The 26,957-nt window shown below is 49.7% G+C and carries 32 protein-coding genes; 19 read left to right on the top strand and 13 right to left on the bottom strand.

Features of this window, described 5'->3' with window-relative positions:
* The first annotated feature begins 13 nt into the window (after positions 1 to 13).
* Positions 14 to 652: a prepilin-type N-terminal cleavage/methylation domain-containing protein gene (locus tag NT239_04325; protein XGA72075.1), complete on the top strand. Its 639-nt coding sequence runs from the start codon at positions 14 to 16 to the stop codon at positions 650 to 652.
* Positions 653 to 698: 46 nt separating this feature from the next.
* Here NT239_04325 and hda read toward each other — a convergent pair whose 3' ends face one another.
* Positions 699 to 1,361 carry a DnaA regulatory inactivator Hda gene (gene hda / locus NT239_04320; protein XGA72074.1) on the bottom strand — a complete coding sequence of 221 codons (663 nt, stop codon included), beginning with the start codon at positions 1,359 to 1,361 and terminating at the stop codon, positions 699 to 701.
* Positions 1,362 to 1,697: 336 nt separating this feature from the next.
* Between hda and purM the strand changes: the two genes are divergently transcribed.
* From purM to NT239_04300, 4 genes are all read left to right on the top strand, one after another.
* A complete protein-coding gene (gene purM, locus NT239_04315; GenBank protein XGA72772.1) occupies positions 1,698 to 2,720 on the top strand; it encodes a phosphoribosylformylglycinamidine cyclo-ligase in 1,023 nt (340 codons plus the stop codon).
* A gap of 134 nt (positions 2,721 to 2,854) precedes the next feature.
* Entirely contained in the window at positions 2,855 to 3,490 is a 636-nt protein-coding gene (gene purN / locus NT239_04310; protein ID XGA72073.1) for a phosphoribosylglycinamide formyltransferase, read from the top strand.
* Positions 3,456 to 4,676 (top strand): DUF3108 domain-containing protein, encoded by a 1,221-nt coding sequence (locus NT239_04305; GenBank protein ID XGA72072.1) that lies wholly within the window; start codon positions 3,456 to 3,458, stop codon positions 4,674 to 4,676. The genes purN and NT239_04305 overlap by 35 nt, the downstream gene beginning before the upstream one ends.
* A gap of 93 nt (positions 4,677 to 4,769) precedes the next feature.
* Entirely contained in the window at positions 4,770 to 6,107 is a 1,338-nt protein-coding gene (locus tag NT239_04300; GenBank protein XGA72071.1) for an RsmB/NOP family class I SAM-dependent RNA methyltransferase, read from the top strand.
* A 65-nt stretch (positions 6,108 to 6,172) separates the two neighbouring features.
* Here NT239_04300 and NT239_04295 read toward each other — a convergent pair whose 3' ends face one another.
* From NT239_04295 to NT239_04265, 7 genes are all read right to left on the bottom strand, one after another.
* Positions 6,173 to 6,595, bottom strand: coding sequence for a ClpXP protease specificity-enhancing factor (locus tag NT239_04295; protein XGA72070.1), 423 nt, complete (start codon positions 6,593 to 6,595; stop codon positions 6,173 to 6,175).
* 112 nt (positions 6,596 to 6,707) lie between these two features.
* The gene (locus NT239_04290) at positions 6,708 to 7,313 is read right to left on the bottom strand and encodes a glutathione S-transferase N-terminal domain-containing protein (protein XGA72069.1); all 606 of its coding nucleotides are present in this window, start codon (positions 7,311 to 7,313) and stop codon (positions 6,708 to 6,710) included.
* Between the two features lie 244 nt (positions 7,314 to 7,557).
* Positions 7,558 to 8,319: a cytochrome c1 gene (locus NT239_04285; GenBank protein XGA72068.1), complete on the bottom strand. Its 762-nt coding sequence runs from the start codon at positions 8,317 to 8,319 to the stop codon at positions 7,558 to 7,560.
* A 10-nt stretch (positions 8,320 to 8,329) separates the two neighbouring features.
* Positions 8,330 to 9,688, bottom strand: coding sequence for a cytochrome bc complex cytochrome b subunit (locus tag NT239_04280; GenBank protein XGA72067.1), 1,359 nt, complete (start codon positions 9,686 to 9,688; stop codon positions 8,330 to 8,332).
* 11 nt (positions 9,689 to 9,699) lie between these two features.
* Positions 9,700 to 10,284: a ubiquinol-cytochrome c reductase iron-sulfur subunit gene (gene petA / locus NT239_04275; GenBank protein ID XGA72066.1), complete on the bottom strand. Its 585-nt coding sequence runs from the start codon at positions 10,282 to 10,284 to the stop codon at positions 9,700 to 9,702.
* Between the two features lie 129 nt (positions 10,285 to 10,413).
* On the bottom strand, positions 10,414 to 10,848 hold the full coding sequence (locus NT239_04270; protein XGA72065.1) for a hypothetical protein: 435 nt from the start codon (positions 10,846 to 10,848) through the stop codon (positions 10,414 to 10,416).
* The gene (locus NT239_04265) at positions 10,845 to 11,597 is read right to left on the bottom strand and encodes a Nif3-like dinuclear metal center hexameric protein (GenBank protein XGA72064.1); all 753 of its coding nucleotides are present in this window, start codon (positions 11,595 to 11,597) and stop codon (positions 10,845 to 10,847) included. The genes NT239_04270 and NT239_04265 overlap by 4 nt, the downstream gene beginning before the upstream one ends.
* Before the next feature lie 14 nt (positions 11,598 to 11,611).
* On the opposite strand from NT239_04265, the gene NT239_04260 reads away from it, so the two are divergent.
* Entirely contained in the window at positions 11,612 to 12,766 is a 1,155-nt protein-coding gene (locus NT239_04260; GenBank protein XGA72063.1) for a Do family serine endopeptidase, read from the top strand.
* 77 nt (positions 12,767 to 12,843) lie between these two features.
* On the opposite strand, the gene NT239_04255 is transcribed toward NT239_04260, so the two are convergent.
* A complete protein-coding gene (locus NT239_04255; protein XGA72062.1) occupies positions 12,844 to 14,814 on the bottom strand; it encodes a monovalent cation:proton antiporter-2 (CPA2) family protein in 1,971 nt (656 codons plus the stop codon).
* A gap of 176 nt (positions 14,815 to 14,990) precedes the next feature.
* Here NT239_04255 and NT239_04250 point away from each other — a divergent pair, with 176 nt between their 5' ends.
* From NT239_04250 to NT239_04190, 13 genes are all read left to right on the top strand, one after another.
* Complete coding sequence (locus tag NT239_04250; protein XGA72061.1) at positions 14,991 to 15,968, top strand: KpsF/GutQ family sugar-phosphate isomerase; 978 nt, start codon at positions 14,991 to 14,993, stop codon at positions 15,966 to 15,968.
* A 73-nt stretch (positions 15,969 to 16,041) separates the two neighbouring features.
* A complete protein-coding gene (locus NT239_04245; GenBank protein XGA72060.1) occupies positions 16,042 to 16,554 on the top strand; it encodes an HAD family hydrolase in 513 nt (170 codons plus the stop codon).
* A gap of 42 nt (positions 16,555 to 16,596) precedes the next feature.
* On the top strand, positions 16,597 to 17,163 hold the full coding sequence (gene lptC / locus NT239_04240; protein ID XGA72059.1) for an LPS export ABC transporter periplasmic protein LptC: 567 nt from the start codon (positions 16,597 to 16,599) through the stop codon (positions 17,161 to 17,163).
* Positions 17,117 to 17,632 (top strand): lipopolysaccharide transport periplasmic protein LptA, encoded by a 516-nt coding sequence (gene lptA / locus NT239_04235; GenBank protein XGA72058.1) that lies wholly within the window; start codon positions 17,117 to 17,119, stop codon positions 17,630 to 17,632. Before lptC ends, lptA begins: the two co-directional genes overlap by 47 nt.
* A gap of 5 nt (positions 17,633 to 17,637) precedes the next feature.
* A complete protein-coding gene (gene lptB / locus NT239_04230; GenBank protein XGA72057.1) occupies positions 17,638 to 18,360 on the top strand; it encodes an LPS export ABC transporter ATP-binding protein in 723 nt (240 codons plus the stop codon).
* Positions 18,361 to 18,379: 19 nt separating this feature from the next.
* A complete protein-coding gene (locus NT239_04225) occupies positions 18,380 to 19,780 on the top strand; it encodes an RNA polymerase factor sigma-54 (protein XGA72056.1) in 1,401 nt (466 codons plus the stop codon).
* A gap of 30 nt (positions 19,781 to 19,810) precedes the next feature.
* The gene (raiA, locus tag NT239_04220; protein XGA72055.1) at positions 19,811 to 20,137 is read left to right on the top strand and encodes a ribosome-associated translation inhibitor RaiA; all 327 of its coding nucleotides are present in this window, start codon (positions 19,811 to 19,813) and stop codon (positions 20,135 to 20,137) included.
* Between the two features lie 105 nt (positions 20,138 to 20,242).
* A complete protein-coding gene (locus tag NT239_04215; GenBank protein XGA72054.1) occupies positions 20,243 to 20,716 on the top strand; it encodes a PTS sugar transporter subunit IIA in 474 nt (157 codons plus the stop codon).
* Positions 20,717 to 20,798: 82 nt separating this feature from the next.
* Positions 20,799 to 21,743 carry an HPr(Ser) kinase/phosphatase gene (hprK, locus tag NT239_04210; protein XGA72053.1) on the top strand — a complete coding sequence of 315 codons (945 nt, stop codon included), beginning with the start codon at positions 20,799 to 20,801 and terminating at the stop codon, positions 21,741 to 21,743.
* Positions 21,743 to 22,603: an RNase adapter RapZ gene (gene rapZ / locus NT239_04205; protein XGA72052.1), complete on the top strand. Its 861-nt coding sequence runs from the start codon at positions 21,743 to 21,745 to the stop codon at positions 22,601 to 22,603. The genes hprK and rapZ overlap by 1 nt, the downstream gene beginning before the upstream one ends.
* Positions 22,593 to 22,976, top strand: coding sequence for a NusG domain II-containing protein (locus tag NT239_04200; GenBank protein ID XGA72051.1), 384 nt, complete (start codon positions 22,593 to 22,595; stop codon positions 22,974 to 22,976). The genes rapZ and NT239_04200 overlap by 11 nt, the downstream gene beginning before the upstream one ends.
* A complete protein-coding gene (locus tag NT239_04195; GenBank protein XGA72050.1) occupies positions 22,957 to 23,550 on the top strand; it encodes a Gx transporter family protein in 594 nt (197 codons plus the stop codon). The genes NT239_04200 and NT239_04195 overlap by 20 nt, the downstream gene beginning before the upstream one ends.
* Positions 23,551 to 23,559: 9 nt before the next feature.
* Positions 23,560 to 24,171 (top strand): UbiX family flavin prenyltransferase, encoded by a 612-nt coding sequence (locus tag NT239_04190; GenBank protein ID XGA72049.1) that lies wholly within the window; start codon positions 23,560 to 23,562, stop codon positions 24,169 to 24,171.
* Positions 24,172 to 24,219: 48 nt separating this feature from the next.
* Here NT239_04190 and NT239_04185 read toward each other — a convergent pair whose 3' ends face one another.
* The 4 genes from NT239_04185 to NT239_04170 form a co-directional block, all read right to left on the bottom strand.
* Positions 24,220 to 25,575, bottom strand: coding sequence for an MATE family efflux transporter (locus NT239_04185; protein ID XGA72048.1), 1,356 nt, complete (start codon positions 25,573 to 25,575; stop codon positions 24,220 to 24,222).
* Positions 25,562 to 25,903 carry a hypothetical protein gene (locus NT239_04180; GenBank protein ID XGA72047.1) on the bottom strand — a complete coding sequence of 114 codons (342 nt, stop codon included), beginning with the start codon at positions 25,901 to 25,903 and terminating at the stop codon, positions 25,562 to 25,564. The genes NT239_04185 and NT239_04180 overlap by 14 nt, the downstream gene beginning before the upstream one ends.
* Before the next feature lie 259 nt (positions 25,904 to 26,162).
* On the bottom strand, positions 26,163 to 26,618 hold the full coding sequence (gene dtd / locus NT239_04175) for a D-aminoacyl-tRNA deacylase (protein ID XGA72046.1): 456 nt from the start codon (positions 26,616 to 26,618) through the stop codon (positions 26,163 to 26,165).
* On the bottom strand, positions 26,618 to 26,911 hold the full coding sequence (locus NT239_04170) for a hypothetical protein (GenBank protein ID XGA72045.1): 294 nt from the start codon (positions 26,909 to 26,911) through the stop codon (positions 26,618 to 26,620). The genes dtd and NT239_04170 overlap by 1 nt, the downstream gene beginning before the upstream one ends.
* Positions 26,912 to 26,957: the final 46 nt, after the last annotated feature.

Below are 26,957 nucleotides of genomic sequence, written 5' to 3'. Positions count from 1 at the left end.
CACTGGGGGTGGCATGAGTTTTAAACAGCAGCATGGTTTTACACTGGTCGAGTTGGCGATTGTTTTGGTGATTATTGGTTTGATCTTGGGTGCAGTTTTTAAAGGGAACGATCTTATCGATGGTGCCAAAGTCAAAAATATGGCAGCACAAGTGAATAAAATGCAGGCGGCATTTAATGTGTATTTTGAGAAGTATGGCGCCTACCCGGGAGATGGTTGCGCGAATGTAGTGAGCAACCAAACCACTTGCACAGGGGCGCGGAATGGGACTTTGGATTTGGTCGAAAATGTCAGCACGCCGTTAATTTTGGTAAATAGCGGGATTTTAACGGTTGCCGATTTGCGGAGTGTATTTGGTGCTCCTTGGGTGATTACTGAGGGCGGAGCGATCACCAATTATGCAACCGGCACTAACTATATGACGCCGGGCTCGCAAACGGCAGGTGGGGTGACAACGCAAAGCGCGGTTGATGCACGATTTGTCTGTGCGCTCGACAAAGCCATTGATGATAGTGTGCCGACTACGGGTATCGTTCGCAGTTCATCTGCTAATGCCACGACTACAGCTGGCGGTAGTGCATATACGAACGATAACGGTGATTGCTGGGCTCTAGCCGGTAATAGTACGGTTGGGGTGAAAGTTTTACCTTAGGGTATTTCTTGTCAGTGCTTATAAATTAATTCGCCTAGGGGTATACCTAGTTGGTTTTCAGTGCTTCACGCACTAGGCTGAGTGTGACAGGGCGTTGCTTAGAGAGCGAATAATTATTGATTTGCTCAATCTGGCGATACAGGTTGGGTAAGTCTCGCTCGGTGTGTTTGAGTAAATATTCGGCTAGGTCTTGTGGCAGCTCGAAGCCCAAATGCCTGGCGCGCCGTTGTAGGGCGGCCATTTTATCTTCATCCGATAGTGTCTTGAGTTGATACACCAAACCCCAGCCGAGGCGAGTGGTCAGGTCATCGCGCAGCGGCAGTAGCATAGCCGGTAGTGTACCGCTAACTAGTATTCGCCCACTGCCTTCGCGTAATGTATTGAAGTGATCAAACAATACAATTTGCTGCTCGGTATCGAGGCTTTCCACATTGTCAACAATCAGGGCCGCATCGGCTGCGATGTGTTGGGGCAACATTTCATTACGGGCATTGATGGCGTGCACTTCGACTTGGGTCGGCAAACGTTGCAGACTGGCTTTTAATAAATGACTTTTACCCGCGCCACTCTCGCCCCACAAATACAGCGCGCGCACTTCACCCCGCACCCATTCGCCCAGTTGGAAAAGGAGCTCAGCATTATCGCCACGCACAAAATCATCAAATGTGGTGGGGGCAGGGGGCAGAAAGTCGAGGATAAGTTGCTTCATTAATCCGTGTGCGAGCAGCGCATTCAAGCTGCGTGGAACTGGTGAGCGAGCATTGTCGGATAAAAAGCGGCGAAAATCACGTAAATTTAAGTGAAGCGAGTGATTTTTTGTGTGGCGCAGTGGGATTTAAACCGCACCGATCAGCTCGAAAGCGACAAAATTGCGATTTTGATACAAAAAAATTCGCTTTCTCGTACAAATGACTGATAAAGGGGGCAGGCTTTTGGCGCTAAATGCGATAAAATGCGGCGTTTAGCAGATCTGGCGCTTATTTTAACCCACAGCGCCGCCCACTACGAGGCCTTTCCCGTGAGCGACCAAAATCTCAAGCAAAGTCTGAGCTACCGCGACGCCGGTGTTGATATCGACGCTGGTGACCAGCTTGTCGAAAATATTAAACCTTTTGCCAAGCGCACAATGCGCCCCGAAGTACTCGGCGGCATCGGTGGTTTTGGTGCGCTGGTTGAAATCAGCAAAAAATTTAAAGAACCCGTTTTGGTGTCAGGCACTGATGGTGTGGGCACGAAACTGAAACTGGCTTTCGAATTAAACCGCCATGACACCGTCGGTATCGACTTGGTGGGTATGAGCGTCAACGATATCTTGGTGCAAGGCGCTGAGCCTTTGTTCTTCCTTGATTACTTCGCCTGCGGCAAATTGGACGTAGATAGCGCAACTGAAGTGATTAAAGGCATTGCCTATGGTTGCGAGCAAGCAGGTTGCGCTTTGACTGGTGGCGAAACGGCTGAGATGCCAGGCATGTACCCGGTTGGCGAATACGATTTGGCTGGCTTTGCAGTTGGCGTGGTTGAAAAATCAAAAGTCATCACTGGCCAAGACATCAAAGCGGGTGACGTGGTATTGGGCTTGGCATCGAACGGTGCGCACTCAAACGGTTACTCTTTGATCCGTAAAATTTTGAATTTGGGTCAAGTGGATTTTAACGCTGAATTCGACGGCGGTCGTTCATTGTCAGACGTGGTGATGGCGCCAACGCGTATTTATGTAAAACCATTGTTGAAACTGATCGATACCTTGACGGTCAAAGGCATGGCGCACATTACTGGCGGCGGTATTACTGAAAATGTACCTCGCGTATTGCCAAGCAATGTGGTTGCGCAAATTGACGCAGCAAGCTGGACTATGCCTAAGCTGTTCACTTGGTTGCAAGAACAAGGCAATGTGGCGCAGCAAGAAATGTACAAAACCTTCAACTGTGGCGTCGGTATGGTTGTCATCGTCGCGGCCCAAGATGCTGCTGCAGCGACTGCACTGCTGCAAGCCGAAGGTGAGACGGTTTACCAGTTGGGCGTAGTGCGCGAGCGCGTTGGCGACGAGCACCAAACTCAAGTGGCGTAATTGACGCTAGTCTGAAAAAGGCGAGGTCGTTGACCTCGCTTTTTGTTTTTATAGGCATAAAAATACCAATATAAGGTATTGCCATCATAATATTTTGGTATTTGCCCTAGAGGCATATACCCCTGGATAGATGCATGAAAAACATCGTAATTTTGATTTCAGGCCGCGGCAGTAATATGCAGGCCATTGTCGAGGCGCAGATCGCTGGGGCCCATATCGCCGCAGTGATTTCTAATCGCCCGGACGCCGCAGGCTTGGCTTGGGCTGCTGAGCGCGGAATTAAAACCGCAGTGCTCGATCATAAACAATTTGCTGATCGCGAAAGCTTTGATCGCGCCTTGGCGAATTTAATTGACGGCTTTGCGCCTGATTTGGTTGTGTTGGCGGGTTTTATGCGCATTTTGACTGCGGATTTTGTTAATCACTATAGCCATCGCTTGATTAATGTACATCCGTCACTTTTGCCTGCTTTCACCGGTCTTAATACACACCAACGCGCTATCGATGAGGGTGTAAAATTGGCAGGCTGTACCGTGCACTTTGTCACCGCAGAGCTTGATCATGGGCCAACCATCGCGCAGGCGGCGGTGCCTGTGTTGGATGATGATACTGCGGCGACGCTGGCTGCGCGTGTTTTGGTGCAAGAGCATCAACTCTATCCGCAAGCCGTGGCGTGGTTTGTTGCTGATCAATTGGAGATCGTTGAGGGCAAAGTGAAAATTAACGCGGCGGTGAATGCCGACGTCTATTTGCGAGTGCCTCATATTTGATATGAAGAAATACGTGTGGTGGGCTTTGGCCCTGTCGATTCTGTTGCACTTGGCATCGGTACTGGCCGAGCCTGCGCTCAATTGGCTGCAATATCGCCAGATCGACGACCCCGTATTAAAGCAAACGCAGCGACAATTACAGGCGCAAAATCTAAATGATGATGATCTGCCTGCTGAATTGGCGAATGTAACACCCGTTGAGCAACAAGTAGTGCACTTGCACCGCATTGTCCCGCTGGCGATTAAAGCAAGTGCTCAACCAAAGCTGGCAAGTCGTCCCAAAACAGTTCAGGCGAGTCCTACACCGAAAGTGGTCAAGGCGTCTGCAGTGGTGGCTTCGAGTACGATAGCATCAGACATTGCCCGTGAAGCCGTTATTGCATCGGAAGTGGTGGTGCTGGCGGCTAGTCAAGCCAGCCCAGCTAGCAAGGTTGGCGTGCTGCCTAAATTGGCCAGTGCCGCATCACGTGCGTCGCGCGCATCTAGCGTTGCGGTCGCGACTAAAATAGATCGTGCTGCGGCCAAGCGCTTTCCGCGCGATGTCAAAATTGAGTACCGCTATATGGGTTTCCCAGCCTATTTGCATTGGCAGTTGGCGCAGGGCCGATATGAGTTGCAGCTCGATGTGCCGATTCCTGGCCATGCACGGCGTTTTATTAGCCGTGGCAAGGTCGATAAATATGGCGTGATGCCTGAGCAGTTTATTGAGTTCCGCAAGCAATTTGAAACGCCAAAATACGACGTGCATTTTGATTGGGATAAAGAGCTGGTTACGCTGATCGAGGGCTCGCAGCAAAAAACAGAACCTTTTGCTGCTGGGGATCAAGACTTAATGTCGGCAGCGCTGCACTTGGCCTTAATGGGCGGCAGTCAGCCCAAGTATGAAATGGCGATGTTTTCGGGGCGTAAACGCTATCCGGATGTGAAATTTGAATTGAAAGGCGAAGCCAGTTTGAAAATAGGCGGTAAAGAAATTCCCGCTTTACTGATGGCCTCGCGTAGTGGCGAGCGACAAGTGGATTTTTGGCTGGCGCCTGATTGGCATAATTTGCCAGTTCGCATGGTGATCAATTTTGGCAAAGATGGCAGTTATGACTTATCGGCCTACAATATCACCTTGGACGGCAAGAAAGTATTGGAATGGGTAAATCCGAATACCCAAGCGCAGCAGATCCATCGCCCTTAAGCTGGAATGTGCTGTGTTAACACCTTAAATGAGCAGGATCAATCGATCCTCGCAAGCGCTACCAATGTGTAGCCTGATGAAGAGAGAGTATTTATGACACCAAAGCAATTGTCCGCCACGCTTGATATTTTGAATTCCGCGCTGGGTTTTAATGCGCCAGCCGATGCTGTGGTTTCACGCCATTTCCGTGAAAATAAAGACTTGGGTCACAAAGATCGCGCTGTGATTGCTGAAACCGTATTTAGCATGCTGCGTCATTTGCCGCAGCTTGAATGGCTGGCAGGCAGTACTGACGGTAAATTGGCCAGTACGCGTGAGTTGCTATTGGCGTACTTTACCCGCATTAAGCATTTGAACGTACGCGAATTGCCTGCGGTATTTACGGATGAAGACAAAGAGCGCGCAGGCGCAATGAAGGGTATGGCGCTGCGAGACGCGCCACTGAACGTGCGTGCGGCTATGCCCCAGTGGTTGGTCGAAGCGATGCAGGCTGAAGGGCAGGATGAAGCGCAAATTTTGGCGATGGGCCAAGCGATGTTGCAGCCTGCGCCACTCGATATTCGCGTTAATAGCATCAAAGCTAAGCGCGATGCCGTGGCGGCAGAATTAAAGGCTGCGGGAGACATTAACACCACGCCTACACCGTATTCTCCATGGGGCTTGCGCGTTGAAGGCAAGCCCGCGATCAATAAATACAAATGCTTTATTGAGGGCCGCGTTGAAGTTCAAGACGAAGGTAGCCAATTGTTGGGCCTATTGTCGGGCGTGAAGCGCGGCCAAATGGTGACCGACTTCTGCGCGGGGGCAGGTGGTAAAACTCTGTTGCTCGGCGCGATGATGCAAAACACCGGCCGCTTGTACGCGTTTGACGTCTCTGAAAAACGCTTGGCCAACTTAAAGCCTCGTCTGGCTCGTTCTGGTTTGTCGAACGTGAACCCGCAATTGATCGCATCGGAAACCGACCAGAAGATTAAGCGTTTGGCCGGCAAAATGGACGTGGTGTTGGTTGATTCGCCTTGTTCTGGTATGGGTACTTTGCGCCGCAATCCCGACCTGAAAATGCGCCAGTCAGCGCAAAGCGTGGCTGAGTTGAACGACAAGCAGCGCGCGATTTTAAAATCGGCGGCGCGTTTGGTGAAAAACGGCGGTCGTTTGGTGTATGCAACGTGCAGTTTCTTGCAGAGCGAAAATCAAGCTATCGTGCGTGAGTTTTTGGCGGCGCATCCTGATTTTCAATTGCTCGACGCGCGTGAATTGCTCGCGAAAGAGCGCGTGGAGATTGCCCTGAACGACGAATTCTTGCAATTAACACCGCAACAGCACCAAACCGATGCATTCTTTGCAGCGGTGTTGCAGCGAGTGAGCGCCGAAAAAGCCAAAGCGCAAGAAGAAGCGGCGATGCTATCGGCAGAAGACGAAATGGCAGAATAAGCTGAAATGAGTTGAATAAAAAAACCCGCTGCAAAGCGGGTTTTTTTATGGCGGCAATGAAGGTTTTATTTCACGACGCGTAATTGCGGACGGCCGCTTGGGCGTGGTGGTGGGTCTTGCGGTGGCGGTTCGTCTGGATTGGATTCTGGTGCACTTTCGGGCTCACCGACGGCGCTGCCTTCGTATTCAAAGCCCATGCCTTCGCCATTTTCACGTGAGAAAATCGAAATGACGGCACCGACCGGAATTTCGATATCACGCGGCACGCCGTTAAAACGCGCAGAAAAACTAATAAAATCATTGGCAATGGTTAAGTTGCGACAAGCGTTGTAGCTGACATTGAGGACAATTTCGCCATTTTTGACGTATTCCATCGGCACTTGCATTTTGCCACGTACGGCAACAACGAGATAAGGAGTAAAACCTTGGTCAGAGCACCATTCATGAATGGCGCGCAATAAATACGGTTTGGTCGATACAGTTTGCATGGTCGGCCCCGTGATAGAGAGTAATAGAGCAATTGTAGCAGGCTGATAGCATCATGACGTGATTCTGCACCCATGACTAACAAGCCCCGCGAGCGGGGCTTGAATGTGTTGCTTATTTGCGCATTGCTTTTTCGTTGGCGGTCAACGAATCGATGAATGCTTCGCGGCTAAACAGGCGCTCAGCGTATTTCATTACCGGCACTAAGCCTTTAGTGACTTCAATTCCGTAGTGTTCAAAACGCCACAGTAACGGTGCAATTGCTACGTCGAGCATCGAGAATTCTTCACCCAAAATGTACTTTTGTTTGGTGAAGATCGGTGCAATTTGCGTCAAATTGTCGCGAATCGCCGCACGAGCGGCTTCGAGCGCGGTTTTTTTCGCGGTCGCATCTTCCAGCGTTTTTACGTGGATAAACAACTCGCGTTCCAAATTAAACAGCATCAGGCGGGCGCGGGCGCGCATTACTGGATCAGCTGGCATCAATTGTGGGTGTGGGAAACGCTCATCAATGTATTCGTTGATGATGTTTGATTCGTACAACTGCAAGTCACGTTCAACCAGCACTGGCACTTCATTGTACGGATTCATGATCGCCAAATCTTCTGGTTTGCTGTGAATATCCACATCAAGAATTTCAAAGTCCATGCCTTTTTCAAACAACACAATACGGCAGCGGTGGCTGAAAGGGCAGGAAGTACCAGAGTACAACTTCATCATGGCGTGTTAATCCTTTGTGGTTTGCAAACAATAGTCGCTATTGTAATGATATTGCGCTGCAATAGCCATTAAAACACTGATAAGTATCTGAATTTAAATGGGAAAGTGTCTTTTTGTTGTGTGGATGTGTTTTTTCGCTTTGTATAGGTATCTTGTTGTAGGCAAAGTAGTGTATGGCTTGCAGGGCAATACCCGGATAAAAAAGGGCGGAAAAATCCGCCCTTGGTGTTCACTAGATTTAATTTTAGTGAATATCGCGCCAGTATTCTTTCTTCAACAAGTAAGACACTGGAATCAAGAACAAGATCAGGAACAGCAGTACGCCGTAGCCGATTTGTTCACGTTTCACTTGTGATGGCTCTGCCATGTAAGACAGGTAATTTACCAGATCACCAACGCGCTGATCGTATTCATGGTTGTCGAAAGTTCCATTTTCGCCGCCGCGAGTCAGAGTACCAGGTTTAACTAATACCAATGATTTCTTAGCGTGAGGGCCTTCGCCTTCCACTTTCAGGATTTGCTCACCTTGCAATTCCCACAGTACGTGAGGCATGCCGACTTTATCGAATACCAGATTGTTCCAGCCAGTAGGGCGGGTGTCATCACGGTAGAAGGTGCGCAGGTAAGTGTAGAGCCAATCTTCACCGCGTGAACGCGCGATCAAGCTCAAATCCGGCGGCGTTGCACCAAACCAGGCTTTGCCGTCTTTAGCATCCATTGCCACTTTCATCTGGTCGCCCACTTTTTCGCTGGCGAACATCAGATTGGCTTTGATTTGCGCTTCAGTCAGGCCAATGTCTTGCAAACGGTTGTAGCGCATAACGGCTGCGCCGTGACAAGACAAACAGTAGTTCACAAAGGTTTGCGCGCCACGCTGGATACTTTCAGCGTTTTTGTGATCGATCGGCGCTTTGTCTAAATGAACACCTTCGGCACCAGCCGCAAAGCTTTGGCCTGCAAGGGCCAAAGAAGCGATGGCGAGGAGGCTAGCGAGTGTTTTTTTCATGGCTGTCTCCTTAGATAAATGTGCCAAATAGGTATGCGCCAACGACTGCAATCGCCACATACACGAAGAACATCACTTGTTGTTTGCCGGTTGAAAACGTCACACGCTCAGGTACTGGCGCGCAAGGCTTCTCATTCTTGGTGTAGAACGGCATACCCAAGAAGAAGGCAAAGTAAACAATGCTCAATACTTGCGAAACAATAGTACGGAAGTCCGTCGCTGGTTTCGCACCCAAGATACCTAAGCCAATAAATGAAATCAGGAACAGCACCAACATCACTTTAAAGCTCGTTGGACGGTAGCGGATTGATTTAATTGGCGAGCGATCCAGCCATGGCAAGAACGCGATCAACACAACCGCAGCACCCATACCCAATACGCCCCAAACTTGCGTACCTAAGAATGATGGGATCGCACGCAAGATCGCGTAGAACGGTGTGAAGTACCAAACTGGCGCAATGTGCGCTGGTGTTTTCAATGCATCAGCAGGGTCAAAGTTCGGTTTCTCAAGGAAGAAGCCGCCCATTTCTGGTGCAAAGAATAAGATGCCGCAGAACACTGCTAGGAACACAGCCACACCCAACACGTCTTTCACTGTGTAGTAAGGGTGGAAGGCAATGCCATCAACAGGGATATGCGTAATTGGATCTTTGTTTTTCTTGATCTCAACGCCGTCTGGGTTGTTTGAGCCGACTTCGTGCAACGCCACCAAGTGCGCAACCACCAGTGCCAACAGCACCAATGGAACGGCAATCACATGCAAGGCGAAGAAGCGGTTCAGAGTTGCATCAGAGACAACGAAGTCACCACGAATCAGAACAGAAAGATCTGGGCCGATTACTGGAATAGACGCGAACAAGTTAACAATAACCTGCGCACCCCAGAATGACATTTGACCCCAAGGCAACAAGTAGCCCAAGAATGCTTCAGCCATCAAGATCAAGAAGATCAAAGTACCGAATACCCAAACCAATTCACGTGGTTGTTTGTATGAACCGTAAATCAAGCCACGGAACATATGCAGGTACACGACAACGAAGAACATCGAAGCGCCAGTGGAGTGCATGTAGCGAATAATCCAGCCACCTGCCACGTCGCGCATAATGTATTCAACTGATGCAAACGCCACCGAAATATTGGTGCCAGGAATCAGATTGCCATCTGGTTTGTAGTTCATGGTCAGGAAAATGCCGGTTACGATCTGGATAACCAGAACTAACATCGCCAATGAACCAAAGAAGTACCAGAAGTTAAAGTTTTTTGGTGCGTAATATTCGGAAACGTGGGCTTTCCAAGTGCTGGTGAGCGGGAAGCGCTCATCAACCCAGCCGAGAACCTTTTCCGGTAAACCTTGCTGCTGATTGCTCATGACTTAGCCCCTTATTTGTCTTCGCCGACCAAAATTGTCGTGTCGGAAAGGTATTTATGTGGAGGGATAACCAAGTTGATTGGAGCTGGAACGCCTGAGAAGACGCGGCCAGCCAAATCGAACTTGGAGCCATGACAGGGGCAATAAAAACCACCGACCCAATCCGGACCTAAATCTGCAGGCGCCAAATCTGGGCGGAAGGTGGGTGAACAGCCCAAGTGAGTACATACACCGGTCGCAACCCAGACTTCAGGTTTGATCGAGCGTGTTGCGTTATGGCAATACTCTGGTTGCTCGCTGGCATCTGATTTCGGATCCAATAGTTTTGGATCGTTCTTTGGCAGATTTTTCAGCATTTCTGGGGTGCGATTAACCACCCAAACAGGCTTACCGCGCCATTCAACGGTAATTTTTTGGCCTGGTTCGAGTTTGCTGATGTCAACCTCGACTGGCGCACCGGCCGCTTTGGCACGTTCAGATGGGAAGAAGCTAGCGACAAAAGGAACTGCTACCCCTGCTGTCGCGACTGCGCCCACTGCGCCGGTGGCGATTAATAAAAATCGCCGTTTGCTATTATCTACTTGCTGCTCACTCATAACCCAATCCCTGATTTGTAGGAACGCAATAATTCTTAAACCGCCAAATTGTACCCGAATGCGCAGGGGAACTTAAAGCTCTCTGAGCCGTCTTAGCAGACCTTTTCGAAAATAAATTCGAAAAATGGCTTAATTGGTCGCGTAGCGAGCCAATTCTTCATTCAATTTGTCGCTCACGTGCAGGGTGATGTCTTCGATTTTTTCTTTTTTACTGGCGGGATAGCTAATTTGCAGCACTTTGGCACTCAATTGCCAACCTTGTTGCGATTGCGTCAGTGTGTATTGAATTCTTGCCTCGGTGGGCAAGTTTGCTTTAGCGATATTGGCACTAAATTCTAAATAAGTAGGGCTCCGAGACAGTAGTTTCATCCCTTTACTAGTGCGAAATCGGATGATGTCTTCGGAGACTGCCTTGGTGCTGCGCCCTACGATTAAAATGCTAGGCGAATTTGGTTGCGCTTTTGCGACAGGTTTAGCTTCCGAGCCCTGATGTTGTGGTGTTGAACATGCAGCCAGTAAGCTTGCCGCACTGATGAGAATGATTTTACGCAGATTTCCTTTCATACAGGGTTGTCCAAATCAAGGTGAATGTGTTCGAGATCAAACTCGGTCGCTAGATGTTTGCCCAAGGCTTCAATGCCATAGCGTTCGGTTGCATGATGACCAGCGGCGATAAAAGCAACCCCGCTTTCATGCGCCAGATGAGTGACAAATTCGGAAGCTTCGCCAGTAATAAAGCAGTCAATGTCCAAATTACTCGCTTCGCGGAAGTAACTTTGTGCTCCACCCGTGCACCAAGCAACTTGGCGGATGGGTTTGTTGAGGTCCCCGATCGTTAGTGTTGGGCGTTTGAGTTGCAGTCCGATGTGTTCTTTAAAGGTGTCGAGTGACATAGGGACGGGTAACTCCCCGCGCCAAACTAAATCTTGATCACCAAAGCGCGACATCGGGATGAGACCGAGTTTTTGCGCCAGCTGCGCGTTATTGCCTAGGGTTTCATGCGCATCAAGCGGTAAGTGGTAGCCAAATAGATTGATGTCATTGATTAGCAGTTTGGCAATGCGCTGTTTTTTGGTTCTGACGATGGCTTGATCTTCGCCTTTCCAGAAGTAGCCGTGATGCACCAAAATGGCATCAGCTTCAAGCTCAATCGCCGCTTCAATTAATGCGAGCGATGCTGTAACGCCGGTCACAATCTTGTGTATTTGCGCTTTGCCCTCAACTTGTAAACCGTTGGGGGCGTAATCTTTGAAGCGTGCCACAGCAAGCAGTTGTCCGATATAATTTTCTAATTCTTGACGTTGTATTGGCATAAGATAAACGTGATATGAAAAAACTTTGGCTCATTTTCGCACAAACAACCACGGTCGGTTTGGCGATCTGGTTTCTAGTCACTTTGCTAAAACCCGAATGGCGACTGCCGGCTGCACCGCAGACACCGGTGGTCACGGTGAAAGAAACACAAGCGATAGCCTCTGCACCTGCAGAGCTATCGTATAGTGCTGCAGCAAAAAAGGCGAAACCTTCTGTTGTGAATATTTTCACATCGCAGCAAGCTAGACAGCCGCGCAACCCTCTACTCAACGATCCCTTATTCCGCCGTTTCTTTGGTGAACGGGGGCAAGATGACGAAGGCCAACGCCCTTCAAGTTTAGGCTCGGGTGTCTTAGTTTCATCGCAAGGTTATATTGTCACCAACAACCATGTCGTTGAAGCTGCCGATGAAATTGAAGTGGCTTTAGCCGATGGCCGCACCGCGAGCGCAACCTTGATTGGCAGCGATCCTGATACCGATATTGCGGTCATTAAAATTGATCTGCCTGATCTACCCGCTATTAGCTTTGCAGATGCCGATAAAGTCGAAATCGGCGACGTGGTGTTGGCAATCGGGAACCCATTTGGCGTGGGCCAAACGGTTACGATGGGCATTGTCTCGGCTTTAGGTCGCTCAGAGTTAGGAATCAACACCTTTGAAAACTTCATCCAAACCGACGCGGCGATTAACCCAGGTAACTCGGGTGGTGCTTTGATTGATACTGCGGGTAATTTGCTGGGTATCAATACTGCGATTTATTCCAAAACAGGTGGATCGCTCGGGATTGGGTTTGCGATTCCTGCAACCACCGTCAAACAAATCATGGAGGCGTTGATTAAAGACGGTAGCGTGACGCGTGGTTGGTTGGGCGTTGAAGTGCAGGATGTGACGACCGAATTGGCCTCTTCATTTCGCCTTAAGGAAGTAAAGGGTGCTTTGATTGCAGGTGTGGTACGTAATGGTCCGGCGGCTAGGGCGGGTATCAAGCCCGGTGATGTATTGCTGTCGATCGATGGAAAAGAGGTGAGTAACTCCGCCAAAATGCTCGATATTATTTCCGCGCTCAAGCCGGAACAAAAAGTACCTATGGTTTATGTCCGGCAGGGCGAGCAGGTCGAGTCGCTCGTTGAGGTGGGAAAGCGGCCGAAATTCAATCAGCGGCGCTAGGTATTGCGCGCTAGCCTGCTATCCATCTGGTCTTTACTCGTATACTGATAAAAAGCGTCAGCAAGGCTGACGCTTTTTTATTTGCCTTGTAGTAATAGGATCTCTGCCGCAGCTAAATCTTCGGGGACACCCAGTAAGACCATAATGTCGCCATTCTGCAGTTGAAAATCGTCGTTCGGTTGAACAGAAGCTAGGTTTTTACGGCGGATACTGCGCACTTCAACACCAAGTTCGCTGAGCCCAAGTTCTCCAATGGTGTAACCAATTGCATGTGCATTTTGTGTGAGTTGCACAGTGTGCAAGCGCGCTTGATGGCGATCAGATTCGTCTGAGTCTTCGTGCGTGCCGCGATAAAAGCCACGAATCATCTGATAACGCGCTTCGCGCACTTCGCGGATGCGGCGCACGACTTTATTGAGCGGCACGCCGAGCAGCATCATCGTGTGTGACGCCAGCATCAAGCTGCCTTCCATAATTTCGGCCACCACCTCGGCGGCGCCCGCGTTTTTAATCAGATCGATATCGCTATCGTCTTGTGTACGAACAATCACGGGCAACTCGGGGCGAATTTGGTGGACTACTTCCAATATTTTCATCGCCGAATGCGTATCTGAATAAGTCACAATCAGTGCGCGGGCGCGCATTAAACCTGCCGCAATCAAGACTTCACGCTTGGCGGCATCACCAAACACGACCGATTCACCAGCTGCGCCAGCTTCGCGTACCTTTTCGGGATCCAGATCGAGGGCAAAAAAGGTGATATTTTCCGAGTGCAAAATTCGGCCGAGTGATTGGCCGCTACGGCCGTAGCCGCACAAAATAACGTGACCACTATTGGCCATGCTGCGCACCGCAATCTGGTGTAAATTCGCCGCCAAATTCATCCATTCTGAGCTGGCGAGTCTCAGTACCAATTTATCAGCGTGCTGAATCAAAAATGGCGTAATCAGCATCGTGATAATGATTGCGGCAATCGTGCTTTGCAAAATGCCGCTGGGCATGAAATTTTGTCCTGCGGCTAGGGCAAGCAAAACAAACGCAAACTCGCCGCCTTGACCCAGTGCGAAACCGGTTCGCCATGATGTACCAGGCGAATTGCCAAATAGCTTGGCCAAACCTGCAATCAGTGCAACCTTAATGGGGCCGAGTGCGACAACCAGCAATAAGATCAACGGCCATTCGGTTAGCAAAATAGCAAAGTTCAGATTCATGCCGACGGTAACGAAGAATAGGCCAAGCAATAAATCGCGGAAAGGGCGAATGTCGTCTTCCACCTGATAGCGGTATTCAGTTTCGGCAATCAACATACCAGCTAAAAATGCACCGAGGGCGAGCGATAGGCCGGCAAGCTCTGTTACCCACGCAATGCCGAGCGTGATAAACAGAATATTGAGCATAAATAGCTCGCTCGAATGCTGGCGCGCGACCAAGTTAAACCAAGGGCGCATTAGTTTTTGCCCAAGCCACAATAGCAAGGTTAAAACAATGACGATTTTTATCGCGGCAAAACCCAAGGAAACGGCCAACTCCTCACCAGGTTGACTCAGGACCGGGATCATAATCAGGAAAGGAACAACCGCCAGATCTTGAAATAATAAAATCCCAAACGCGTTTTGCCCGTGCGGGGTGTTCAGCTCGTTGCGATCGGTGAGTAGTTTGGAGACCATGGCCGTGGACGACATCGCCATCGCAGCACCCAAGGCGACACCAATTTGCCAACTCAAGCCTAGCATGACCACCGTGGCACAGACCACGATCAGCATGGTTGCCACTTGGCTTAAACCCAAGCCAAATACAGTACGGCGCATCGCGGTTAGCTTGCCCAAATTAAATTCAAGGCCGAGCGTAAACATCAAAAAGACGACGCCGAACTCTGCTAAATGGCTAGCCTCTTCACTAGATGGAATCAAGCCGAGTGCGTGCGGGCCAATCACCATGCCAATGACTAAATAGCCCAGCATGGGGGGGAGTTTGATTTTGCGGCAAATCACCACAGTGAAAACGGCGGTGGCGAGTAAAAATAGCAGATTTTGTAAAATAGTGGACATACAGCGCTAAGGGGTCTCCATTAGGAATCGATAATAATAGGCTGAGCTAGTCCAGTAAATATTGCTGAAGACTAATTGGTTTGATGTAAGTATAACTGAAGCTGAAAGTATTTATGCTTCATCGCTGTTACAGAGCGGCGAGGTCTTTTATAATCCGAGCACTTCATTTAACGATAATGGCATCCATGACGCAGAGTGCATACCACAGCGGACGTCGCGTATTGGCGATCGAAGCGGCCGCGATTGAAGCGGTGGCCACGCAATTGGACCAAGCCCAATTCAATTTAGCTTGCGAGCTAATCTTGTCCTGTGCCGGGCGAGTGGTGGTGATGGGCATGGGAAAATCTGGCCATATCGCCCGTAAAATTGCGGCCACGATGGCCAGCACAGGAACGCCGGCGATGTTTGTCCACCCTGCCGAAGCTGCACACGGTGATCTGGGGATGATTACACGCCAAGATCTGGTGTTGGCTTTATCAAACTCTGGCGAGAGCGACGAAGTATTGGCCATTTTGCCTAGCCTTAAACGGCTCGCCGTGCCGATTATCTCAATGACGGGTAATCCAAATTCCACCTTGGCGCAGCAATCAAAAGTGCATTTGTATGCAGGGGTGACTGAGGAAGCGTGTCCGCTTAATTTAGCCCCAACGGCGAGCACGACGGTGGCCTTGGCGCTTGGCGACGCGCTCGCTGTCGCGCTACTGGAGGCTCGTGGTTTTCAGGCAGATGACTTTGCGCTATCCCACCCGGGTGGTAGTTTGGGGCGCAAGCTGCTGGTTCATGTGCGTGACCTGATGCACAGTGGCGATGCTTTGCCTGTGGTGCAAGAAAGCATGAATTTACGCGATGCCTTGCTTGAAATTAGCCGTAAAGGGATGGGAATGACGGCGGTGGTGGATGCCGCGGGTGTACTGCAGGGTGTTTATACCGATGGTGATTTACGCCGCACGCTTGATCGTGACTTTGATTTGCGTACCACCAGCGTCGCGCAGGTGATGACGCGTAATCCTGCTACCATAGAGGCTCAACGCCTTGCTGCCGAGGCAGCTGCCGTGATGGAAGACAAACGAATTAACGGCTTGCTTGTGCTTGATCATGGGCAGCTAGTGGGCGCATTAAATATGCATGACTTATTGCGTGCCCGAGTGGTTTAGTTGGGTATCTCCCTGATGGCCTCTTTCTATATGGCTTTGAATTAAATACCCCTTGTGGGTGGATGAGTAAATAATGGATAGCGCAAAACCGGTAAAACTGATGATTTTTGACGTCGATGGCGTAATGACCGACGGCAGTTTATATTTTTCTGACTCGGGCGAAGAAATGAAAGCATTTAATTCGCTCGACGGCCATGGCATGAAAATGCTGCAAAACAGTGGTGTGAAGCTGGCGATTATTACTGGGCGCACTTCGAAATTATTAGAGCATCGCGCCCGAAATTTAGGGATTGATTATCTACATCAGGGCTCGCACGATAAATTGGCATCGTTTCAAAGCTTGATCGCCGAAGTGGGCGTGAGCGCAGAAGAATGCGGCTTTATGGGCGACGATGTGATTGATTTGCCAGTGATGCGCCGTGTGGCCTTTGCTGCATCGGTACCTGCTGCCCCAGAAATGGTGAAACATTACGCCCATTACATTACTGGACGTCAGGGCGGTGCTGGTGCTGTGCGCGAAGTGTGTGAATTAATCATGGCTAGCCAAGGTACGCTCGACGCTGCCTTGGCGCCGTATCTGCAATAAGGCTTTATTTTGCGAAGTTTAACCATTTGGGCTTTGCCCATCATGTTATTGCTGCTCGTTGGCGCACTCATTTTTGGCTTGAGCCAAGCGGCGATTGGTTTGGTGTCCACTAAACAAAGCGATCCAACTAAGCCCGATATGATTACGCAGCGCGGCGTTTTGGAGCGCTTTGACCAAACTGGCATGAAGCGATCAGTGCTAATCGCTAGCGAAGTGCGGCATATGCGCTTTGAAGATACCCTGCTGTTTACCGAGCCGAAACTGGTGCAAACCGACCCGGGTAAGCCTGTGATGACGGTGATGGGCGTGCGGGGAAAAAGTATTTTAAAGGCGTCACAAGTGTGGTTTTACGATCAGGTTGAATTACGCCGTGCGCCGTTTGAGCAGCAGGCGGAGTTGATTGTGAAAAGTCGTGATGTCTATCTTGATCAGGCAACAGGGCAAGCCAGCTCAGACGCCCATGTGTTCGTAGACATGGGCCCGCATCATGCTGAGGCAAGGGGTTTTATTGCCGACAATAATGCACAAACTTTATTATTAAAATCCAAAGTGAAAATGACCTATGTTCCGACCGCTCATTCTGCCCTTACTGGCTCTGCTCGTCCTTAATCCTGCTGCGGCTGAAACGGCTGATCGTGAAAAACCAATGAATGTTGAAGCAGATAGTTGCGAGTACTTTCAAAAAACAATGCAGCAAATTTGCGTAGGGAATGTGATCGTTACACAAGGTACGATGGTCATCCGTGCTGACAAATTAACAACACGCCAAGATGAGCAGGGTAATCAATTCGCTCTAGGGGAAGGACGACCAGTCCGTTTTAAGCAAAAACTCGATTCAGGTGAAATGCTGAATGCTGAGGCGTTACGTTTTGATTATGACGGTGGACGCGGTTTTGTTGTACTTAGCGAGAAGGCGTGGGTGAAACGTAATCAAGATCTGGTCGTGGGCGACAAAATTACCTATGACATGAATACTGAATATTACCAAGCTCAGAGTAAAGCGGGTGGTCGTGTCAATATCACTCTGACCCCTAAGAAAAAATCCGCAGATTCAGCCAGTAAGCCAGTGAGTAAATAAGCCGCATGAGCACATTAAAAGCCCAGCATTTACAAAAAAGCTATAAAAAACGCACTGTTGTGCGTGATGTCTCACTTGAGGTTAGTAGTGGAGAAGTTGTCGGTTTGTTAGGGCCTAATGGCGCAGGCAAAACGACGAGTTTTTATATGATCGTGGGCTTAGTCAAAATGGACCAAGGTACGATTGAATTAGACGGCGTTGACGTGAGTTCACAACCCATCCATAAGCGCGCGCGACTCGGTTTGGGTTATTTGCCACAAGAAGCATCCATTTTTCGCAAAATGACGGTCGCCGAAAATATCAAATCGGTGCTGGAGCTGCATTACAGCGACAAAATGCAGATCGACGAGCGGCTCGATGCGCTATTGCATGATTTGCACGTAGCTCATCTGCGCGATAGCAATGCCATGAGCTTATCGGGTGGTGAGCGCCGTCGGGTTGAAATCGCACGCGCCTTAGCATCTAACCCACAATTTGTCTTACTTGATGAGCCTTTTGCTGGTGTAGACCCAATTGCCGTCATTGATATTCAGCGCATTATTGGCTTTTTAAAAGAGCGCGGGATTGGGGTGTTGATTACCGATCATAATGTCCGAGAAACTTTGGGTATTTGTGATCGCGCTTATATTATTTCCGAAGGTTCCGTCATGGCTGCTGGCAAACCGGCTGAGATCGTGAATAATGAAGACGTTCGCCGCGTGTATCTGGGCGAGCACTTCCGCATGTAATCGACGTGAATTAGGTTCTATGAAGCAAACATTGCAGCTGCGCATGTCGCAGCAGCTCAATTTAACACCGCAATTACAGCAGTCGATTAAGCTGCTGCAACTTTCCACGCTTGATTTTAACCAAGAGATCGACCAGTTTTTAGCTGATAACCCGTTACTAGAGCGTGAAGATTCCGGTCAAGAAGGTTTGGAGGCTGTAGAGCAGCCCACCTCGGATTCCGCAGACGCAAGCGTCGAATCAAACGATGATTTGGACGGTTTGCGCTGGGACGAGGTGAAAAGCGGCTCATCGTTTGACGATGATGATGAGCGAGATCCAACCTTGCGTGTGGCGATTGAAGCAACCTTGCGTGATCACCTGCTCGATCAAGCGCGTTTGATGGGGCTATCGCGCCGCGATCACGCCATGCTTTCATTGTTGATCGAAGCATTGGACGAGGATGGCCTGCTTACGCAAGAACTCGACGAAATTTTTGCGCAACTACCGGACGATCTGGTCTGCGAGCTTGAACTTGAACCTGAAGAGCTGCGCATTGCGCATCAATATTTAACGCAGCTCGACCCGATTGGTGTTGGGGCGCGCTCGCTGTCCGAGTGCCTGCTGCTGCAACTCAAAAATTATCCTGCAAGTGCCGATTTAGATCTGGCTCGACGTTTAATTGACTCTGGGCTCGAGCTATTGGCCATCCGAGATTTTGCCAAGCTGAAAAAACAATTTGGCTGCGATGACGATCAGCTACGTCGTGCGCAACAAATCATCCGCGGCTTAAATCCGAGACCCGCAGCGAACTGGGGCACAGATACAACACGTTATGTTGTGCCGGATGTCATTGTGCAAAAGTTACGTGGGCGCTGGACTGTGCGCTTAAATCAAGCCGCGCAGCCCAAAATCAAAGTCAATGAAATGTATGCACGCTTGCTTCAAGGCGAGTCTGGCGAATCAATGACAGGTGCGCTGCAAGAAGCTAGGTGGTTGATTAAAAGCATAGAACAGCGCGGCAGTACTATTTTGCGCGTTGCTCAAGCCATTGTGGCGAGGCAGCAGGCATTCTTTGAATACGGCGAAGTCGCGATGAAACCCATGGTGTTGCGTGATATTGCCGAAGAGCTAGATTTACACGAATCGACAATTTCACGTGTAACAACGCAAAAATTTATGCTGACACCACGTGGGGTTTTGGAGTACAAATACTTCTTCGGTAGCCATGTTGAAAACGACAGTGGCGGCGAGAATTCAGCAACATCGATTAAAGCTTTGATCAAACAACTGGTAGCCCAAGAAAATCCGAAGAAACCATTGTCGGATAGTGCTATAACTGAAGAACTCGCAAAGCAAGGTGTCGCAGTAGCGCGGCGCACCGTTGCTAAATATCGGGAGGCGCTCAATATCGCGCCTGCCAGTCAGCGCAAAAGCCTGTAATAGGGCGATATAAATCGAAGGAGCATTAATATGAACCTCAACATCAATGGTCATCATCTTGAAGTTACTCCATCTATTCGTGAGTACGTTACCAACAAAATCGAGCGCGTTGTTCGCCACTTTGACAATGTGATTGATGCGACGGTAATCCTTTCGGTAGACAAATTGCAGCATAAAGCTGAGGTCACAGTCCATGTGAGCGGCAAAGATATTCACGTTGAGGCGATTGAGGAAGATTTGTACGCCGCGATCGACGTTCTGATGGATAAATTGGATCGTCAAGTGGTGAAACACAAAGAAAAACAAACCGCACATCGCGGTGAGGCGCTCAAACACCAAGCGGTGATTGAAGAATAATTCGTTGCGCCGGCAATACAACGGGAACGCCGCGAGTCGTTCCCGTTTTTGTTTTAGAGCAAGCTAAGTACAATACCCAGTCCACTAGGGAAACCGATTAAGACCATGAGCCTGATTACCAAAATTCTGCCAACGAGCAATGTATTTCTAGATTTAGATGTGGGCAGCAAGAAACGTGTTTTTGAGCATGTGGGCATCGTGTTCGAAAATAGCCATGGTATTGCGCGCAGCGTGATTTTTGATAGCCTATTCGCGCGCGAAAAATTGGGCTCGACCGGCCTAGGCCAGGGCGTGGCGATTCCGCATGGTCGTATCAAAGGGCTTAAAGAAGCTACTGGCGCTTTCGTGCGTCTAAAAGAGCCGATTCCGTTCGATGCGCCCGATGGCAAACCGGTTTCATTGATTTTTGTGCTGTTAGTTCCTGCGAACGCCACCGATCTGCATTTGCAAATTTTGTCTGAACTAGCTCAACTCTTTTCCGATAAGCAATTGCGCGAAGAGCTCAATACCCTTGCTGAGCCGCATCAAGTGTGGGAACGTATTTCACAATGGCAACCGTATGGCGCTGATTTTACGTAATTGCGTTCAGCTAGACTCCCACCGCTTTGCTGGTTAATATCAAGACTGCATCTGATTGATGCAGTTTTTTTTTGAGAAACGTATGCCGCAAATAACTGCACGTCAACTCTTTATCGATAATGCCGAAAAGCTGCGCCTCACTTGGGTGGCTGGTCAATCTGGCGCCAACAATTTATTGTCGAACGACGCCAGTGAGCAAAAGCCATCACTTTCTTTGGTGGGGCACTTAAACTTCGTTCACCCCAATCGGATTCAAGTGTTGGGGATTGCAGAAATTGCCTACGTCAACGGGCTCTCGCCTGAAGTTCAACTCAGTAGCCTGAATCAATTGTTTGCCAGTGAAATGGCCGCGATGATCGTCGCCAACGGGCAAACGGTTCCTGACGCCTTGCGCGATGCCGCCGAGCGCCATCATGTCCCGCTCTTGACCAGTCCAGAGCAGTCCCCATACTTGATGGAGGTATTGCGCTATTACCTAAGTAAAGCTTTGGCTGTATCAACACACCTGCACGGGGTATTTTTGGATGTGCTTGAGGTCGGTGTGTTGCTGACTGGTGAATCGTCGATGGGTAAATCCGAGCTGGCACTAGAGCTGATTTCGCGTGGCCACGGTTTGGTAGCCGATGATGTGGTTGAAGTCTATCGCACCAATCCAGAAACATTAGAAGGGCGCTGCCCGCCGATGTTGCGCGATTTTCTCGAGGTGCGCGGGATTGGGGTTTTGAATATCCGCACTATTTTTGGCGAAACTGCGGTTCGCCCGAAAAAGACGCTGAAATTGATTATTCATCTGGCCAAAGCCGGTGGCGAATCACTGGCACCGGTGGATCGTTTGCAAATGCAAGCTGCTACCCAAGCGATTTTGGATGTGCCGGTGCGTAAATTGGTGATTCCCGTTGCGGCGGGGCGTAATTTGGCGGTATTGGTTGAGTCGGCTGTGCGTAACTATATTTTGCAACTACGCGGCATTGATTCAACGCGAGAATTCATCGAGCGACATCAGAAATTTATGGAAATGGGCGAATAATGCCAAATTCGATTAATCAGCAAGTTGTGATTCTGTCCGGACTCTCTGGCGCGGGTAAATCCGTTGCGCTGCGTGCGCTGGAAGACCTTGGTTATTATTGTTTGGATAATTTGCCAGCGCCTTTGCTGCCGCAGGCGGTTTCAATGCTCGATTTAGACGGCTATCCACGTGTTGCCATCGCGGTGGATGCGCGTAGCGCGCACAATCTGACCAGTTTGCCTGAGCATATGGAAGCCTTGATGCAATTGAATGTTGACGTTCGCGTGCTGTTTTTAGAAGCGAATGATGAGACTATCATCAAGCGTTATTCCGAAAGCCGACGTAGCCATCCTTTGTCGAATGGCCAGTTGACGGTGAGTGAATGCATTGCGATGGAGCGCGAGGTGCTCGGCGATATTCGTGAAATGAGCCATTGCATCGATACCAGCGGCATGGCAGCGTCTAAGTTACGGCATTGGATTCGCGATTTTATTGCGGTGGATAAAGCCAAACTCACGCTGATTTTCCAGTCCTTCGGCTTTAAGCACGGTATTCCACTCGATTCAGATTTTGTTTTTGATGCGCGTTGTTTACCCAATCCATATTACGATCCTGAATTGCGCCCCTTAACCGGCATGGATCAGCCAGTGGCGGATTTTTTGATGCGCCAACCTACGGTTGGTCCATATTTAACGCACATACTGGGGTTTTTAGAGCGCTGGTTGCCTGAATTCGAGCGCGACCAGCGTAGTTATGTCACGGTTGCAATTGGCTGCACAGGCGGTCAGCATCGCTCGGTTTATTTGGCCGAAGAATTAAAACGCCACTTTGCGCGTTCACGTCAAGTTTTGCTTCGTCACCGCGAGCAGCATGGTCATTGAAACTTGGCGCATCCTGAAATGGGGGGATGTGCTTTGCCTGCTGTTGCTGGTGCTGATCTGGGGAGCTATCAGTCTCTGGAGTTGGCAGCAACCACATGCAACCCGTGTGCGGATTTATCAAGATGGTAAAGTGTTTGCCGAGCTTGATTTAATGGCGGCCAAAACCATGCGCGTGCCGGGCCCCTTGGGCGAAACAATTGTTGAAGTGAACGCGGGCAAAGCACGTATCGCCAACGACCCAAGCCCGCGTCAATACTGCGTTAAAGCCGGTTGGTTGCAGCAAGCGGGGCAAAGTACCATTTGCTTGCCCAATCGTACCAGTATCGAATTAGTTGGCAAACAAGCGCGGCCGTATGACAGCCTCAGCTACTAAACCGGATTCAATTTCACCCAAGCAAAAGCGTATTGCCGTGACGGCCGATGATGCGTATATCGCGCGTCTGGCTGCGTATGCGATTGTGCTGAGCGTGCTGGAGTCGGGCATTCCTTCGCCAATTCCAGGCGTTAAGCCAGGGCTGGCTAATATTGTCACCTTAATCGCGTTGGAGCGTATGGGTTGGCAAGCGGCGGCCTGGGTTAGTATGCTACGAATACTGGGGGCGAGTATTGTATTGGGTGGCGTGTTCTCACCTGGATTTGCGCTCAGTGTTGCGGGTGGCATTTGCAGCCTGATCGTTCTTTTGGCGTGCCAATATTTACCGCGCCGCTATTTTGGCATGGTCAGTCTATCTTTATTATCGGCAGTGGGGCATGTGGCCGGTCAGCTGCTGCTGGCGCGGTTGTGGCTGATTCCGCACGATGGCATTGTGTATTTGATTCCGCTGCTGAGTGGTATGGCCTTGGTGTTTGGTTTTGTGAATGGCGTGATCGCCGAGCGTTTATTAAAGCAATATCCGCAACCAAATCATCTGGCGTCGGTCGAAGATCTTCCGCCGTCCTCTCTGTAATGCAAAGGTTTGAACATGAGTAAAACAATCACACTGGCCTTTACCGGTGCGTCGGGCTTGCCATATGGTTTGCGTACCTTGGAGTGTCTACTTGCCGCAGGCTGTACAGTGCGTTTGGTGTATACGCAAGTAGCGCAAATCGTCGCCAAGCAGGAATTGGATTTAAGCTGGCCATCGCGCGCCGCCGATCTGGCCGAGGTATTGCGTGCGCAGTATCAATTGGCCGATCCTGAGCAATTGCAGGTTTATGGCCAGCAAGAATGGTTTGCGCCAATGGCCTCAGGGTCAAATCCGGGTGATGGTATGGTGGTGGTGCCGTGTACGATGGGCGCGTTGTCGGCGATTGCGAATGGCGCGTCGGATAATTTGCTCGAACGCGCCGCTGATGTGATGATTAAAGAGCGCAAAACGCTGATTATCGTGCCGCGGGAAACGCCATTTTCGGCAATTCATCTAGAAAACATGCTCAAACTCGCCAAGCTGGGCGTCGTGATTTTGCCGCCCAATCCCGGTTTTTATCATCACCCAACGCAAGTTTCTGATTTAGTCGATTTCGTCGTTGCACGCATTTTGGATCAATTGCAAGTCGCACATCAATTAATGAAGCGGTGGGGTGAGTAGGGTATGTGGCGCTAGAATAGCTGGAGTAGTAACTAGCGCCATATACTTCTAGTGTGGTGTGTGTGAGAGTTTTAATAAACTCACTTTGCGGAATAAATACAGCAATGATAGCGCGGCAAAGGTCAGCGCGATCACGAGCGCAACCCAAAAGCCTTTTGCTCCCATCTCTTCAAAAGGTCCAAGGCCAAATGCCATTGCATAACCGAGTGGAATGCCAATCAGCCAAAACGCCGTAATATGCAGCAACATCGGAATGCGGGTGCTTTTATAACCGCGCAAAATGCCGCTAGCCACCGCTTGCGTTGCATCGGAAAACTGGAACAGCCCGGCAAAAAATAGCAGCTGCGTCGCAAGCGCAAATACTTGCGCGTCTTGCGTATACCAAGCGGCAATCGTGGAATCGAATAGCATGACAAAGCAGGCGCTCATCGCCGCGATAATAAAACCGAGTCGAACACCGTTTTGGCCTATCATTCGTGCCTCTTGCCAGTGACCCGCGCCAGCAGCTTGCGCAACACGCACGGTAAGCGCAGTACTGATAGCTAACGGTATCATGAACAGCAAACCACCAAAGTTCAGCGCAATTTGATGTGCAGCTACCGAAGTCGTGCCCAAACGGGCAACTAGTAATGACAGTCCGCTAAACGCACTCACTTCAACAAAAAAAGTAATACCAATGGGTATGCCTAGCTTGGCCAATTGCCATTGGGTTGGCCAATGTATACCCCGAAGACGGTCAAATGGATGTGTGTCCCGATAAACGGGTGAGACGCAAATCCAAATCAACCAGAGCAGTGCGCTGATCCACATGCAAAATGCGGTTGCCCAGCCACAACCTACCGCCCCCAGTGCAGGAAAACCGAAATGGCCATAAATCAGCAGCCAATTGGCTGGAATATTGAGTGCCAAGGAAATTAGCGCAATGATCATCATTGGCTTGGTGTGATTAAGCGCTGAACTATAGCCGTAGAGTACGCGGCTAATTGCTAACGCAGGCAAGCCCCAACTTACTGCGGATAAAAATCTCTGGGCTTTATCATTTACCTCGGCACTGAGTCCTAAGTGGTTAAAGACGGGGAGCAAAGCATGCGCAATCGCAATCGCGACCAAGCCAGCAAACAGCCCTTGATACAGTGATTGTTGGGTTAGTGCCGGTATATCGCCGTGCTGCTTCGCACCGATTTTTTGTGCGACCATCGGGCTGATTGCCAGCAATAAACCCATTAGCGTCACGATCAACATGGTATAAATCGATGCGCCGACTGAAACCGCGGCTAAATCAGCGGCGGAAACGTGCCCCGCCATTACCGCATCAACGAAAGAGGTGCCAGTTTGCGCCAATTGGCCGATCATAATCGGCCACGCGAGTATCCAAGTTGCTTTTGCGTCTTTAATCAGTGGCATTCTTTCCTTGGGGCATTTGAGCGGCACTGTGGCGCGCGGGTTCATAGTGAGCTAACAAATCGCTAAATCGACTGTGAAATAGCAATGCTTCGTTTAAATTCAAATCCAAAATAAGCAAGCTACCATCGGCCAAATTTTTCGTTGGAAAACCAAAACTTAATGCCGCACCAAAGGCTTGATTCAAGCGATGTGGTGCAGTCCCGCGCGCGAGCTTTAAGCGTAACCGGTGGCGAAGACGATCACTTAAATGCAGCTGAAAGTGGGGCGGCTTTAGCGAGCTGGGTGCGGCGGCTTGATTCACGATGTCGTACTTTAAACAATCATACATAAGGCAAACTCCGTGTGAATTTGCCGGTAGCGAGCGAGTGGCTACGCTACCGACGCTTTAGCGGTTTTCAGACGAAACGTCTGCGTGCTCCGCAAGTTGTCGATTAATGGGCACGGGTCAAAAAAAAAGCCACGCATGCGTGGCTGGTCTCTTGGCACGCTTTAGCAGATTTTTTAAAGCGCCCTGCAAGCTGTTCTCAACTCAGCGCTTAAATCTATTTTGCGCCGCAACAAGGCGGGCACAAAATCAGTAATTTCCCCTATGAGTCGCTTTGCTTTGAATCAAGCCAAATCGTGACAGGGCCGTGATTACACAAAGACACCTTCATTTCGGCACCAAATTGGCCAGTGGCAACGGGGCGGTTAATTTTTTTAGACAGTGCGTCGACAAATTGCTCGAATATGGGTTGGCTAATTTGGCCAGGAGCGGCCGCGCTCCAACTAGGGCGATTACCTTTTTTGCAGCTGGCGTACAGAGTGAATTGACTCACCGCCAATACATCGCCGCCTACATCACAAAGCGACAAATTCATCACGCCGTTGGCGTCGTCGAAAATGCGTAAATTGCCGATTTTATTAACTAAGAACTGAATATCGCTTTCTGTGTCATCGTGTGTGACGCCGACTAGTAGCAATAATCCAGCTTCAATTTGCCCAGTAGTTTGGTCGGCAACGACGACGCTAGCGTGACTAACCCGTTGAATCAAAACGCGCATTAACGTACCGCCAAAGAGCTCAAGTGAGCGTGTTCATCTGCTGCCATCGTCACTTTGAACGAGCCTGTCTGATCTTGCTGGTGCATGCCTTGTATCAATCGCTCTTTTAGTCCAGTGGCTTCGCGAGGTGCGATTTTAGCAAACGCACGCAGATCTCGGATCAGAGCATGCAGGAAGGAGGGCATAGATTCGCTTTGTTCGCGATATTTATCCAATTCTCGTGATAAACCCGACATTAAAGCCATTTCAATTCGAAAGGCTAATTCGTCACGAGTCTGCAAAATTTTTTCCAATTCCACTTTCTGCTCAGCTTTCCGCAATATTGGATTGGTGAATTTG

Source organism: Chitinibacter sp. SCUT-21, assembly GCA_041874755.1.
Lineage (GTDB): Bacteria > Pseudomonadota > Gammaproteobacteria > Burkholderiales > Chitinibacteraceae > Chitinibacter.
This window is presented reverse-complemented; position numbering and strand designations above follow the sequence as displayed.

Coding starts and splice junctions, on each gene's coding strand:
- NT239_04285 (XGA72068.1), bottom strand. CDS start 8,319: ATGAAAAAAACACTCGCTAGCCTCCTCGCCATCGCTTCTTTGGCCCTT.
- NT239_04225 (XGA72056.1), top strand. CDS start 18,380: ATGAAGCAAACATTGCAGCTGCGCATGTCGCAGCAGCTCAATTTAACA.
- NT239_04325 (XGA72075.1), top strand. CDS start 14: ATGAGTTTTAAACAGCAGCATGGTTTTACACTGGTCGAGTTGGCGATT.
- rapZ (XGA72052.1), top strand. CDS start 21,743: ATGCCAAATTCGATTAATCAGCAAGTTGTGATTCTGTCCGGACTCTCT.
- lptA (XGA72058.1), top strand. CDS start 17,117: ATGTTCCGACCGCTCATTCTGCCCTTACTGGCTCTGCTCGTCCTTAAT.
- petA (XGA72066.1), bottom strand. CDS start 10,284: ATGAGTGAGCAGCAAGTAGATAATAGCAAACGGCGATTTTTATTAATC.
- lptB (XGA72057.1), top strand. CDS start 17,638: ATGAGCACATTAAAAGCCCAGCATTTACAAAAAAGCTATAAAAAACGC.
- NT239_04265 (XGA72064.1), bottom strand. CDS start 11,597: ATGCCAATACAACGTCAAGAATTAGAAAATTATATCGGACAACTGCTT.
- dtd (XGA72046.1), bottom strand. CDS start 26,618: ATGCGCGTTTTGATTCAACGGGTTAGTCACGCTAGCGTCGTCGTTGCC.
- NT239_04290 (XGA72069.1), bottom strand. CDS start 7,313: ATGATGAAGTTGTACTCTGGTACTTCCTGCCCTTTCAGCCACCGCTGC.
- NT239_04215 (XGA72054.1), top strand. CDS start 20,243: ATGAGCCTGATTACCAAAATTCTGCCAACGAGCAATGTATTTCTAGAT.
- NT239_04195 (XGA72050.1), top strand. CDS start 22,957: ATGACAGCCTCAGCTACTAAACCGGATTCAATTTCACCCAAGCAAAAG.
- NT239_04245 (XGA72060.1), top strand. CDS start 16,042: ATGGATAGCGCAAAACCGGTAAAACTGATGATTTTTGACGTCGATGGC.
- hprK (XGA72053.1), top strand. CDS start 20,799: ATGCCGCAAATAACTGCACGTCAACTCTTTATCGATAATGCCGAAAAG.
- NT239_04200 (XGA72051.1), top strand. CDS start 22,593: ATGGTCATTGAAACTTGGCGCATCCTGAAATGGGGGGATGTGCTTTGC.
- purN (XGA72073.1), top strand. CDS start 2,855: ATGAAAAACATCGTAATTTTGATTTCAGGCCGCGGCAGTAATATGCAG.
- NT239_04295 (XGA72070.1), bottom strand. CDS start 6,595: ATGCAAACTGTATCGACCAAACCGTATTTATTGCGCGCCATTCATGAA.
- hda (XGA72074.1), bottom strand. CDS start 1,361: ATGAAGCAACTTATCCTCGACTTTCTGCCCCCTGCCCCCACCACATTT.
- NT239_04185 (XGA72048.1), bottom strand. CDS start 25,575: ATGCCACTGATTAAAGACGCAAAAGCAACTTGGATACTCGCGTGGCCG.
- NT239_04260 (XGA72063.1), top strand. CDS start 11,612: ATGAAAAAACTTTGGCTCATTTTCGCACAAACAACCACGGTCGGTTTG.
- lptC (XGA72059.1), top strand. CDS start 16,597: ATGTTATTGCTGCTCGTTGGCGCACTCATTTTTGGCTTGAGCCAAGCG.
- NT239_04180 (XGA72047.1), bottom strand. CDS start 25,903: ATGTATGATTGTTTAAAGTACGACATCGTGAATCAAGCCGCCGCACCC.
- raiA (XGA72055.1), top strand. CDS start 19,811: ATGAACCTCAACATCAATGGTCATCATCTTGAAGTTACTCCATCTATT.
- NT239_04270 (XGA72065.1), bottom strand. CDS start 10,848: ATGAAAGGAAATCTGCGTAAAATCATTCTCATCAGTGCGGCAAGCTTA.
- NT239_04255 (XGA72062.1), bottom strand. CDS start 14,814: ATGTCCACTATTTTACAAAATCTGCTATTTTTACTCGCCACCGCCGTT.
- NT239_04250 (XGA72061.1), top strand. CDS start 14,991: ATGGCATCCATGACGCAGAGTGCATACCACAGCGGACGTCGCGTATTG.
- NT239_04300 (XGA72071.1), top strand. CDS start 4,770: ATGACACCAAAGCAATTGTCCGCCACGCTTGATATTTTGAATTCCGCG.
- NT239_04305 (XGA72072.1), top strand. CDS start 3,456: ATGCCGACGTCTATTTGCGAGTGCCTCATATTTGATATGAAGAAATAC.
- NT239_04280 (XGA72067.1), bottom strand. CDS start 9,688: ATGAGCAATCAGCAGCAAGGTTTACCGGAAAAGGTTCTCGGCTGGGTT.